This is a genomic window from Acetobacter cerevisiae (assembly GCF_001580535.1).
In the GTDB taxonomy this organism is placed as follows: domain Bacteria; phylum Pseudomonadota; class Alphaproteobacteria; order Acetobacterales; family Acetobacteraceae; genus Acetobacter; species Acetobacter cerevisiae.
The window spans coordinates 34,710-44,059 of the sequence record NZ_LHZA01000135.1; the positions used below are offsets into that span (position 1 = coordinate 34,710).

Annotated in this window: 7 protein-coding genes; 5 read left to right on the top strand and 2 right to left on the bottom strand. The window is 60.8% G+C overall.

Annotated features, from left to right (window positions below; all coding sequences use genetic code 11):
* Positions 1 to 50 precede the first annotated feature (50 nt).
* Positions 51 to 956, bottom strand: coding sequence for a dihydrodipicolinate synthase family protein (locus AD928_RS05995; RefSeq protein ID WP_082779765.1), 906 nt, complete (start codon positions 954 to 956; stop codon positions 51 to 53).
* A gap of 247 nt (positions 957 to 1,203) precedes the next feature.
* Between AD928_RS05995 and AD928_RS06000 the strand changes: the two genes are divergently transcribed.
* Genes AD928_RS06000 through AD928_RS06020 form a run of 5 tightly spaced genes read left to right on the top strand, consistent with a single transcriptional unit; the run spans position 1,204 to position 8,581 of the window.
* Positions 1,204 to 2,361, top strand: coding sequence for a M24 family metallopeptidase (locus tag AD928_RS06000; RefSeq protein ID WP_062249055.1), 1,158 nt, complete (start codon positions 1,204 to 1,206; stop codon positions 2,359 to 2,361).
* Positions 2,362 to 2,391: 30 nt separating this feature from the next.
* Positions 2,392 to 4,158, top strand: a complete 1,767-nt coding sequence (locus AD928_RS06005) for an aminopeptidase P family protein (protein WP_062249057.1) — start codon at positions 2,392 to 2,394, stop codon at positions 4,156 to 4,158.
* Complete coding sequence (locus AD928_RS06010; protein WP_233419976.1) at positions 4,155 to 5,408, top strand: NAD(P)/FAD-dependent oxidoreductase; 1,254 nt, start codon at positions 4,155 to 4,157, stop codon at positions 5,406 to 5,408. Before AD928_RS06005 ends, AD928_RS06010 begins: the two co-directional genes overlap by 4 nt.
* 9 nt (positions 5,409 to 5,417) lie before the next feature.
* The gene (locus tag AD928_RS06015; protein ID WP_062249059.1) at positions 5,418 to 6,977 is read left to right on the top strand and encodes an aldehyde dehydrogenase (NADP(+)); all 1,560 of its coding nucleotides are present in this window, start codon (positions 5,418 to 5,420) and stop codon (positions 6,975 to 6,977) included.
* A 44-nt stretch (positions 6,978 to 7,021) separates the two neighbouring features.
* Complete coding sequence (locus AD928_RS06020; RefSeq protein WP_062249062.1) at positions 7,022 to 8,581, top strand: APC family permease; 1,560 nt, start codon at positions 7,022 to 7,024, stop codon at positions 8,579 to 8,581.
* A gap of 29 nt (positions 8,582 to 8,610) precedes the next feature.
* Here AD928_RS06020 and AD928_RS06025 read toward each other — a convergent pair whose 3' ends face one another.
* Entirely contained in the window at positions 8,611 to 9,231 is a 621-nt protein-coding gene (locus AD928_RS06025) for a GntR family transcriptional regulator (protein ID WP_062249064.1), read from the bottom strand.
* Positions 9,232 to 9,350 lie beyond the last annotated feature (119 nt).

Below are 9,350 nucleotides of genomic sequence, written 5' to 3' on the forward strand. Positions count from 1 at the left end.
GCAAAAAAAACGGCCCCCTTTGCAGGGAGCCGTTTAAGAGGGAAGCCGGATCAGCCGAGTTTCGGGCGGCTGGCGGCAGCGGCTTCCACCATGCCAATCACCTGCTTGCGGCGCTCGCCTTCCAGCGGCAGACGCGGAGAGCGAACCAGTTCACTGCCACGGCCCATCACCTGCTCAGCCAGTTTGATGGACTGCACCAGATCATGCGCGGCATCCAGATGCAGCAGCGGCATGAACCAGCGGTAAATGCGCAGAGCCGTTTCAATGTCGCCACGCTGCAGGGCTTCCACCAAAGCTACAGATTCCTGCGGGAAGGCGCTGGTCAGACCAGAAATCCAGCCTTTTGCCCCCAGTGTCAGGCCTTCAAACGCCACGTCATCCAGACCCGCCATCATCAGGAAGCGGTCACCAAAGCGGTTCGGCACATCCGTATAACGGCGTGTGTCGGAAGAACTTTCCTTCAGACCGACAATCGTTTTGCAATCTTCCAGTTCAGCCAGAACATCCAGTTCCACATTTACGCGGTAGGAAGTCGGGTTGTTGTAGATGATGATTGGCAGGTCGGTCGCTTTGGAAATTTCGCGGAAATGCGCAACCAGTTCATGCGGCTTGGGCACATAGACCATTGCCGGCAGAACCATCAGCGCATCTGCACCGCTTTTTGCAGCCTGTTTGGCAAACGCTACAGCACGCGGGGTTGTCATTTCAGACACACCGACAAACAGCGGCGCGCGCGTTCCGGCCACTTCCCGCGCGGCTTCCAGAATCTGCACTTTTTCTGCGGGTTCGAGCGAATTGTTTTCGCCACACGTCCCCATCATCACCAGACCATGCACACCGTCATTGATCAGCGCGTCAATAACCTTCTGCGTGCCTTTCAGGTCTACGGCCAGGTCTTCATTAAACTGAGTGGTAACTGCGGGAAAAACACCTTTCCACGTCATTTCCAGTGCCATGCGTGAGCCTCCTTGCTCTGCTCTCGTTTCGTTTATCGTATACGTAACACCATCGTAGTGACCCGTAAAGCATCCTCCGCACGCTCTTCGCAAAAAAGCATTCGCCGCCCCTCACGCTTCATGCTTTTGCTGTTATAAACTACAACAAACGCCTTACGACGCAGGCAGAATGAGCTGCTTGCTCACGATCCACAATTCGTTTATCGTATACGTAATACCTGCCTTTTTGAGTCTGGAGCCGCCTTCCATGAGCACCACCGCCCCTCTGCCTGCACCGCCTGCGCCCATCAGCAGCGCCGCCTTCACACAGCGTATCCGCTCGGTGCAGGCACAGCTGGAAAAAGCCGGGCTGGACGCGCTCGCCGTGAATGCCGGCAATAGCCTGCGCTATTTCACCGGCGTACCATGGGATGCGACGGAACGACTGGTAACACTCATCGTCCCCCGCACCGGCACGCCTGTTGTGGTCTGCCCGCATTTTGAAACAGGCTCTCTTAAAGCCTGCCTCCGCACGGACGTGGAAATTGCAACCTGGCAGGAAGATGAAAACCCCGCCCTGTGCGCTTTGGCTCCCTATGCCGCAGGGGCACGCATTGCGCTGGACCCGGACTTCAGCTTTGGGTTTGTCACGGCCATGCGCAAAGCGCGCCCTGACCTTGTTCTGGAAGATGACGCCGGCCTGATTTCCAACATGCGGGCCTGCAAATCTCCCGAAGAAATAGCACTCATCACGCACGCCATGGCCATCACGCTACAGGTTCATAAAGAGGCTTATGCGTTCCTGAAACCGGGCCTTCTGGCCAGTGAGATCCGCCGTTTTATTGATATGCGCCACCGTGCACTGGGTGCAGATAATGGTTCCTATTTCTGTGCCGTGCAGTTTGGGCATGCAACCGCCTACCCGCATGGCATTCCCGGGGATCAGCTTCTGACGGAAAACGACCTCGTTCTGATTGATACCGGCTGTCGTCTGGATGGATATCATTCCGATATCACGCGCACCTATGCCTTCGGCCAGCCTGACCCGGAGCAGGCGCGGATCTGGGCCATTGAAAAAGAAGCCCAGTATGCGGCCTTCAACGCCGCCCAAATTGGCGCGCCCTGCCATGTGGTGGATGATGCCGCCCGTGCCGTGCTGGGACGCCACAACCTTGGCCCGGATTACAAGCTGCCCGGCCTGCCCCACCGCACAGGGCATGGTATCGGCCTGTCCATTCACGAGGCCCCGTATCTGGTGCGCGGCAACACCACACCGCTCAAAGCCGGGCATTGCATGTCCAACGAGCCGATGATCGTCATCCCCGATACATTTGGCATCCGTCTGGAAGACCATTTCTACATGACGGACGACGGCCCGCGCTGGTTTACCGAACCCGCCCACAGCTTTACCGCCCCGTTCAACTGAATATCTGATCAAGAAAGACGGACATCTCTCATGCCCTCTCCCTCCCCCTCAGAGCGCCTGACGGCCCTTCGATCTGCTCTGTCCGGCCTTGGTGTAGACGGGTTCTTCCTGCCCCGAGGCGATGAACATCTTGGCGAATACGTGCCTGCCTGCGCTGAACGACTGGCCTGGCTGACCGGCTTTACCGGCAGCGCCGGCCTCGCGCTGGTTCTGCCGGACACAGCCGCCGTATTTTCTGATGGGCGCTATCAGGTGCAGATGCGCCAGCAGGTGGACACGTCCCTCTGGCCTGTTGAGCATATGTATGAAACGCCCCCGCCTCTGTGGCTGGCCAAACATGCGCGCGGGAAAGCCATTGGGTATGACCCGCGCAGCGTGAGCGTTCGGGATATTGAGGCGCTGGAACAGGCCGGATGCCATATGGTCGCCCTCCCTTGCAATCCCGTCGATGGCATCTGGGCCGATCGACCCAAAGCGCCAGCCTCACCGGTCTGCATTCAGCCTCTGACACTCACGGGACGTGAAAATAGCGCAAAAATTCAGGATATTGCGGACACCCTGCGTCAAGCCGGACAGGATGCCGTCATTCTGCCTGACCCGACCAGCATTGCATGGCTTTTGAATATTCGTGGGCGAGACCTGCCCTTTTTGCCGGTCGCCCTCTGTTTTGCCATCCTGCATGCCGATGCCACGGTTGATCTGTTTATTAATATCGACCGCATTGATGATGCGGTGCGCAGCCACCTCGGCACCTCCGTCCGTGTCCATATGCCTGCGGACATGGAGCCGGTTTTGCAAACCATGCACGGAAAAACCGTGCGGCTGGACCCGGCCCGCTGCCCGATCTGGTTTGCAAGCACCCTTAAAGACGTAAAAGCCACACTGGCGGAAGACACAGACCCGTGCCTCATGCCCCGCGCCTGTAAAACCCCGGCGGAACTGGACAGCATGCGCCGCGCCCACCTGCTGGACGGCATTGCCCTGACCCGTTTCCTTTGCTGGGTGGAAACGCATGGCGTCGGCAAAACCGAGGCCGCCATCGCGGACCATCTTCTGACCCTACGCCGCGAGGCGGAAACCTGTATCGGCCCAAGTTTTCACACCATTGCAGGCTCTGGCCCGAACGCCGCCATCATGCACTACGCCCCCACGGCGGAGCAGTGCAGCCTGGTAAAGGCCGACGCCTTTCTACTGGTTGATAGCGGCGGCCAATATACCTGCGCCACCACCGACGTAACCCGGACTGTCTGGCTGGGTGCAGGCTCTCCGCCCGATAACTGGAAAAAGCAGTATACCTGCGTGCTTCAGGGGCTGATCGCGCTGGATCAGGCCGTCTTCCCGGCAGGCACGCATGGTTACCGGCTGGACCCTCTGGCCCGGCTGGCTTTGTGGAAAGAAGGACTGGATTTTGACCACGGCGCAGGGCACGGCGTCGGCAGTTGCCTGTCCGTGCATGAATGGCCGCTCGGCTTCACCCGCCGCCCCGTGCTGGACCCGCTCCATGAGCATATGGTGATGACGAACGAACCGGGCTTCTACGCCCCCGGCTCTCACGGCATGCGGCTGGAAAACCAGATGGAAACCTGCCTGGCCTACAAAACCGAAACAGGCGACTACCTCCGCTTTAAAACGCTCACGCTGGCCCCCATTGATACGCGCGGCATCATTGTAGACCGCCTGACAGAGACGGAGCGCGACTGGCTGAACAGCTACCATGCCCGCGTGCTGGAGCAGATTGGCCCCCATCTGCCCCCGGAGGAGCGCGACTGGCTGCAATGCGCCTGTGCGGCGCTGTGACAGCTCTGCTTCCTCCTCCTCGCTCCGTCCTTGTGCTGGGTGGCGGCATTATTGCACGCACCTGCGCCCTGCGCCTTCAGGAACAGGGGTGTGCCGTCACGCTGGTTGCTGAGCCCGACACGGCCCCGCCATCATGGGGCAACGCCGGACATATTGCGACGGAGCAGGTGCAGGTTCTGGCACGCTTTGCCACGGTCACCCGTGTGCTGTCTGACCACTTCCCGCGCGGCCCTGTGGCGCTGGACTGGGGCTCTGCTCCCACGTGGCTCCCCTGGTCTTTCCGCTTTCTACGCGCCTGTCTGCCGGGCTCTGTGCGCCGGGGCGATGCCGCCTTGCGTGGCCTGATGCTCAACGCGCTGCCTGCATGGGAAAAACTCGCCCAAACACTAGAAAGACCAGACCTTCTGGACCTGCGCGGTGTGGTCAAACTGTGGGAAGGCTCAGACGCAGAGCAGAAGGCCACAAATGCGCTACAGGCCGACCATGGCCCTGCAACCACCACGCCGATGGGTGCCGCACAGATTGCTGCGTTCAATCAGGCCCTCGTCACCCCGGTCAAAGCCGGCGTGCATTTTGCAGGTACCGCCCACATCACCAACCCGCGTGACGTTCTGGATACGCTTCTGGCGCGATTTGTTTCCGCCGGAGGCACGCATCTTGCGGCCCGTGCGGTGAAGATCTCCCCTGAGGCAGACACCGTCCGGGTGAGCACCACGCAAGGAGATCTCACCGCAGACCGCGTTGTCGTGGCCTGTGGCTTACGTTCCGGGGCTTTATTGCCAGACGTCGCCGTGCCGCTGGTGGCGGAACGCGGCTACCATGTGGAGTGGAACCACGGCGGCCAGTGGACGCTGCCGAATGCAGTTTTTGAAGACCGCGCTGTGGTCGTCACCCGCTTTGGCAGCCGCCTGCGTGCCACATCCTTTGTTGAGTTCACGCGGGATGCCTCCGCGCCAGACCCGCGCAAGTGGGAACGGCTGGAAGCCCATGTGCGCGCATTGGGCTTACCCGTCGCCTCTCCCTTTGCCCGTTGGCATGGCTCCCGCCCCACCCTGCCGGATTACCTGCCTGCTCTGGGCTCGTTCCGCCATGCGCCGCGCATTGTTGCGGCCTATGGGCACAACCATCTGGGCCTGACCCTCGGGCCTGTCACCGCGGACGTGCTGAGCGCGCATATCCTGCGTGGCGCCCCCCTCCCTACAGCTTTCAGCCCGGACAGGTTCAGCCTGCGCTCCGGCTTTTCGAACTAAGGAAACCTCATGACTTTAACAGGCGCTCTTCTGATCGGACAGAACACGGTCACTCGTCCCGAAACCTTTCAGGCCCTCGATGCGACCACGGGTGAGACACTGGACACAGCGTTCTCCTGCGCAACAGCCGACGATGTCCGCACGGCCTGCACTCTGGCTGACGAAGCCTTTGACACCTTCCGCGCCACCACGCCGGAAGCCCGTGCGCAGTTTCTGGACTGCATTGCGGATGAAATTGAAGCCATTGGTCAGCCCCTGCTGGACCGTGCCCACGCAGAAACAGGCCTGCCCCTGCCGCGCCTGACAGGTGAGCGGGGCCGCACCATGGGCCAGCTCCGCATGTTTGCGCGGGAACTGCGGGCTGGGCGTTGCCTTGATGCCCGTATTGACGAAGCCCTGCCTGACCGCAAACCCATGCCCCGCGCAGACCTGCGCCAGATCCGTATTGGTGTTGGCCCGGTTGCTGTATTCGGAGCCAGTAACTTCCCGCTGGCCTTCTCCGTCGCCGGGGGCGATACCGCCTCCGCTTTTGCGGCGGGCTGCCCGGTAGTCGTCAAGGCGCATCCGGCCCACCCCGGCACCAGTGAACTGGTTGGCCGCGCCATTCAGTCCGCCGTGAAGAAATGTGGCCTGCCGGAAGGCACATTCTCCCTCGTCGGTGGCCCGGATTATGCCTTGGGAGCCGAACTGGTCAAACACCCGGCCATTATGGCGGTCGGTTATACTGGCTCCCGCGCGGGCGGCCTTGCTCTCAGCCAGATTGCAGCGGGCCGCCCGGTCCCGGTGCCGGTTTATGCGGAAATGAGCAGCATCAACCCCGTCTATCTGCTACCGGATGCCCTGAAGAACAGCGCCGAGAGCCTTGGCGCGGCCTTCATCACCTCCCTCACCATGGGTGCCGGGCAGTTCTGCACCAATCCGGGTCTCATTCTGGCCCTGAGCGGCCCGGATCTGGAGCGTTTCTGCCAGAGCGTGCAGGAAGCTCTTAAAACCGCCCCAGCCCCCACCATGCTCACCCAGTCCATCCATGCCTCTTACGATGCAGGCGTGGAAAAACTGGCCGGGCGTCCGGGTGTGTCTCTGCTGGGCCGTGGGCCGAAGGGCGATGCCTCCAGCTGTCAGGCTGCCGTGTTCACCACGGACGCCGAAAGCTTCATGCAGGACCCGATCATGCAGCATGAGATTTTTGGCTCCTGCTCCCTGATTGTAGCCTGTCCGGATCTGGACAGGCTGCTTGCCCTGACGCGCAGCCTTGAAGGCCAGCTGACAGGCACGCTGCATCTGGAAGACGGTGATATTGCCGTCGCCCAGACGCTGATACCGGTTCTGGAACGCAAGGTTGGCCGCATTCTCGCCAACGCCTGGCCGACGGGTGTGGAAGTTTGTGCCGCTATGGTGCATGGCGGCCCCTTCCCGGCCACAACGGACCCGCGCAGCACATCCGTCGGCACTGCGGCCATTGAGCGCTTCCTGCGCCCGGTGTGCTATCAGGACCTGCCTGATGCCCTTCTCCCCGCCGGCCTGCGCAGCACCAATCCCCTCGGCCTGCCGCGCCAGACCGACCAATAAAGCCCTCTAACAGCCAGCCCTTCGACTGATGACAGGAGCCGTTCATGGCGCATGATGAGTCAGGCCACTTCAAGCAACGCCTTGGTCTGTTTGACCTGACCATGATCGGCTTTGGGTCCATCTTCGGCTCAGGCTGGCTGTTTGCCGCCGCCCATGTGGCGGATATGGCCGGCCCGGCCAGCATCGTCTCATGGCTCATCGGCGGGGTCGCCGTTTTGCTGATCGGGCTGGTCTATTGCGAACTGGGCGCTGCCCTGCCGCTGGCAGGCAGCGTGGTGCGCTACCCGGAGCAGGCCCACGGCTCCACCGCCGCCTTCCTGACAGGGGCGATGACCACCATCGCTTTTTCCAGCCTGATTTCCATCGAGATTGTCGCCGCCCGCCAATACGCCGATGCGTGGATAGGCGGCCTGTCCCGCAATGCCAGTGGTGACCCTACGCTGGCTGGATGGCTGGTGCAGTTTGCAATTATGGTTGTGCTGTATGCCATCAACCGCCGTGGCATTGGCAGTTTTGCACTCGTCAATAACATCGTCACCGTCTTCAAGTTTCTGGTGCCGACACTGGTTATCGTGCTGCTGCTGGCCTATATGCACCCCGGCAATTTCAGCCTGCATGGCTTTGCACCGCACGGCTTTCAGGGCGTGGAGACAGCCATTTCCGCCGGGGGCGTCATTTTTGCCTATCTCGGCCTGACGCCTATCCTGTCCGTTGCCAGTGAAGTCCGAAACCCACAGCGCACCATCCCCATTGCGCTGGTGGCCTCCATCACGCTCGCCATGCTGGTTTACCTGCTGCTGCAAACAGCTTTTATCGGCGCGCTTCCCGCTAACCTGCTGACGGAGGGCTGGAATGGCATTGCAACCCGCCTTGCCCTGCCGTTTCATGACATTGCGGTACAGCTCGGCCTGAGCTTTCTGGCTCTCATGGTGGTGACGGATGCCATTCTGTCCCCCACGGGCACCGGCAACATCTACATGTCGGCTACGGCCCGCGTGGTCTACGCCTGGTCCAAAAGCGGCACGTTCTTTCCGGTTTTCCAGCGCATGAACACCCAGCGCGGTGTGCCGGACAAAGCGCTGCTGCTCACCTTCGGTCTGGCCCTTTTCTGGACGCTCCCGTTCCCCTCCTGGCAGGCGCTGATCGGCGTGGTCTCCTCCGCGCTCATGCTGAGCTATGCCATGGCGCCCACGTCTGCCGCAGCCCTGCGCCGCTCCCGGCCTGATTTGCATCGCCCCTTCCGTCTGCCCTACTTCAACCTGCTCTCACCGCTGGCTTTTGCGATTGCATCCCTGATTGTCATCTGGACCGGCTGGACCACCCTCTGCTGGCTGATGCCCGCCCTGCTGGTGCTGACAGCCATTTTCATGGCCGTTGCCCGGCGCAGCCTGTCCAATGCAGAATGGACGCGGGAACTGCGTAGCAGCCTCTGGATGCCAGCTTATTTTGTGGGGCTTCTGGGTCTGTCCTGGTGTGGCCCGTTTCAGGGCACCGGTCTGCTGAACCATGTGTGGGACGATATCGCAGTGGTCGTGTTTGCGCTGATCATTCACCACTGGGCCGCAATCTGCGGCCTTCAGGATCAGGCAGAACACGCAGCCTGACCCTTGCTTAAATCCTTACCGGGCGCACCTTATTTCAACGCGCCACGCAGATCATCCAGCGTGGTCTGGATATGTTTGCGCATCAGCTTTTCAATCTCACGCTTGTTCCCCGCCAGCCAGCACGCCATCAGGTCCCGATGTTCCTGATTAGCGCGGGTATCAATATCCTGCATGTGCATGTGAAAGCGCACGTAACGATCTGCCGTCACATTCAGCAAGGTTAGCACATGGATGGTCGTGGGGCCTGCGGCAGGTTCCACAAGAGCCAGATGGAACAGCCGGTTATAAACCCCGCGTTGCGGGTCCTGCCGCGCCACCGCACTTTCCAGCTCTTCCAGACAGGCCTGCGCCTTCTTTGCATCCTCTTCCGTCGCACTCTGGGCACCAAGGGCCGTGGCCTCAGGCTCAATCAGCAAACGCAGGTGGAAGACATCTTCTGCTTCCTTACGCGTCAGCGGGGTGACGAAAAACCCCCGTTTGGGGTGAAGGGAAACGAGGCCATCCTGTTGCAGGCGCACCAGCGCTTCACGCACCGGAATTTTGCTGATCTCAAATGCGGCAGCAATGCCGTCCTGCCGGATCGGCTCACCTTCCCCCACCTCTCCGTTCAGGATTTGCTCCCGCAGAACGTCATAAAGCTGGTCAGAAATGGACCGCGAAACAAGCCGCGTCTTCTGCGCGGATTTCTCACACTTGGGGTAATTTCAGGTTATTTTGTAGAATTCAGTCATCCCACAGGAGTCCGATCTGGAATATTGACGATATTCTG